Source organism: Pseudomonas sp. Ga0074129, assembly GCA_001465025.1.
GTDB lineage: Bacteria > Pseudomonadota > Gammaproteobacteria > Pseudomonadales > Pseudomonadaceae > Aquipseudomonas.
On record LNDO01000003.1, the window covers coordinates 1 to 2,487 of the forward strand.

Here is a 2,487-nt window from a genome sequence, read left to right on the forward strand (position 1 = left end):
AGCGCTGATCGTTCAGGCACGGGCCTTCTAAAACGCAACAAAGAAGCACCTCGTGCAGCGCAGGATGAATATGGTGAGATGGGCTTAACCGCGAAGCTACGTGCCTCCAACAGCGTGCTGAAATTGGGCACGCTGCAACCCAAGCTGCCAACCATTCAAGCAAACGATTCGCGCCTGCTGCCACAAACCTTTCAGGGTGGGCATCTCAACTCGCTGGAAATTGATGGACTGACCTTCGATGCAGGCCAACTCAAGCAAGTAAGCCAGCGCGACTCCTCTGATAGCGAAGACCTCAGCATTACCAGCGGCTCTGCCCGTGCTATCAGTGGCGGCGGACTCCAGACCAGCGATGAGTTCAACTTCGCCGGGGCGACCTACAAATGGAACAGCAACCTGACCACTGGCTACAACTACGGCAACCTGGACGACTTCTACAAACAGCATATTTTCACTGTCCTGCATACCTTGCCGCTAGGTGACAAGCAGTCGCTAAAAACTGATCTTCGCTACGCCCGCTCCACCGATGAAGGCAACAGCAACGTCGACAACAAGGCATTCGGAGCAATGTTTACCTACGCCTTTGGTGGCCACGCCCTCGGTGTTGGCTACCAGAGCATGAGCGGAGACACCGGCTACGCCTACATCAACGGCACCGATCCGTTCCTGGTCAACTATGTGCAGATCGGCGACTTCGCCAACAAAGACGAAACCTCATGGCAGGCCCGCTATGACTTCAACTTTGCCAGCGTTGGCATCCCTGGCTTGACGTTCATGACCCGTTACCTGAATGGGAGCTCAATACTGACATCGCATATGTCTTCCAGGACGGTGCGCTGAAAAACCTGGGTGTGAAATGGCGCAACGCCACACTACGTTCAACCAATTTCGGCAACGATGTTGACGAGAACCGCCTGATCGTCAGCTACACACTTCCGCTGTTGTAATCATCAAACCTCAGCGCGGAACTAGTAGTCGAGTGCCGCGCTGAGAACCGCCCGCGCTGATAAAGTGATACTGCCGGAAGTTCAATTCCAAACATAAAGCTCCTCCCTCCATCAGATTACAAATAAGTAATCCTGCTGCGATCCTGGCGTTAGGTTCGTCTCGTTAAGCTCAAAGTACATGCATTTTGCTTGGCACGAGCTTTGATCGCCCCCCATGTTCGACCCTCTCACCATCGACCACCAACTAGCACAGATTTTCTTGACCAGCGCGCGCTGCGCCTGCTTTAGGCAGGCTGCACGCAGCCTAAACTTACATATCGTGCCGATGCGCAAAAAACTCAGGAAGCTGGAGGCAACTGTAGGTACCCCGCTATTCCTTTATAAAGGACGCGAGCTCAGCCTGAGCGCAACAGGACGTGAATTACAACAACTACTGATCCAGAAATTCTGGTGACCTGCATCCAGAGGACGTCAGTGTCCAGCGAGCTCTGGTACGTCTTGCGGTGCCGACGGCACTGCTCACCGACCTGCTGGCCCGTGATTTGATCTCCTGGCTGCGTAATGACGCGGCCGTGAGACTAGAAATCATCCCACAGGAGGGCGAGCCCGAGAGGCTGGCAGAGGTCATGATTTGGATCACCGATCCCGGCACGCCAAGACCGACTCCAAGCTTTGCAATGACAACACCATTGATGCTTGCACGAATTCCCTATCGTGCCCATATGGCCAAACGTTATGCGGGTAAACGCCTACCGAGTTCTGTAGCCGACCTCAAGGATTTCATGCTGGTTCAGCTCGCGGGAAACACAACGGTTGACAGTTTCGAACCATGGAATCAGCTGATCCGTCAGCGCCAAAGCGCGGTCATTCAAGTGCATTCACAAGAGTGGGTCGTTGACTTGCTGCGTAACTCCTCCTGCATTGGCCTGCTACCTGGCTACATCTCCCATGTAGACCGTAACCTGCTGCCCCTTGACGAGTTATTCGAGACTGCCTTGGAACGGGTGGTCTGGATTTCAACGTCCCCGCTGGCAGCAGAGCAATCAGAAGTGCAGACACTGGTATCGCTCATCTACAAAGCCTTTGAAGATCGCCACAACTGGTTCACTCAGTAGCCCTGAGTAGTCCACAAGCAGCTAATTCACCAAATAGTCATCTCGCTGAAACAAACAAAAGTTTCCACTCCTGCATTGAAACCCTCGCCCTGTAAGGCTTTCATTCGCCCTCTCGATCATTGAAATAAAAATGTCATCGAAAGTATGTGCAAGTGTAATACGCCTACCCGAGCCTGCCCCACGTCTACCACACATGTTTTCGACGAGGATAATTACATGCTCATTGCTACCCCCAACTCTCAATGGCTTAACCGAGTCACGTGCGGGCTCCTGCTGAGCGCTGGAGGACTCGGTCTCAGTCAACCAGCGGCAGCTGATTTTTTGGCAGATAGCAAAGCTGGTCTGGAAGCGCGCAACTTCTATTTCAATCGTGATTTCCGCCAAGACTCAGCTAGCCAGTCAAAGCAGGAGGAATGGGCCCAGGGCTT

General features: G+C 53.3%; 3 protein-coding genes and 1 pseudogene. All 4 read left to right on the top strand.

Going from position 1 to position 2,487, the window contains the following annotated elements; genetic code table 11:
• A pseudogene (locus AUK77_RS00030) lies at window positions 1–944 on the top strand (OprD family outer membrane porin); the annotation flags it as partial.
• Between the two features lie 214 nt (window positions 945–1,158).
• Entirely contained in the window at window positions 1,159–1,398 is a 240-nt protein-coding gene (locus tag AUK77_RS00035; protein ID WP_296125055.1) for a LysR family transcriptional regulator, read from the top strand.
• A 49-nt stretch (window positions 1,399–1,447) separates the two neighbouring features.
• Complete coding sequence (locus tag AUK77_RS00040; RefSeq protein WP_296125057.1) at window positions 1,448–2,059, top strand: hypothetical protein; 612 nt, start codon at window positions 1,448–1,450, stop codon at window positions 2,057–2,059.
• 216 nt (window positions 2,060–2,275) lie between these two features.
• Window positions 2,276–2,487: OprD family outer membrane porin (locus tag AUK77_RS00045; protein WP_296125059.1), on the top strand; the 212-nt coding region annotated here is incomplete at its 3' end.

Bases quoted from the DNA above. Each gene is read 5' to 3' on its own strand.
- AUK77_RS00035 (WP_296125055.1), top strand. From the start codon at position 1,159: ATGTTCGACCCTCTCACCATCGACCACCAACTAGCACAGATTTTCTTG.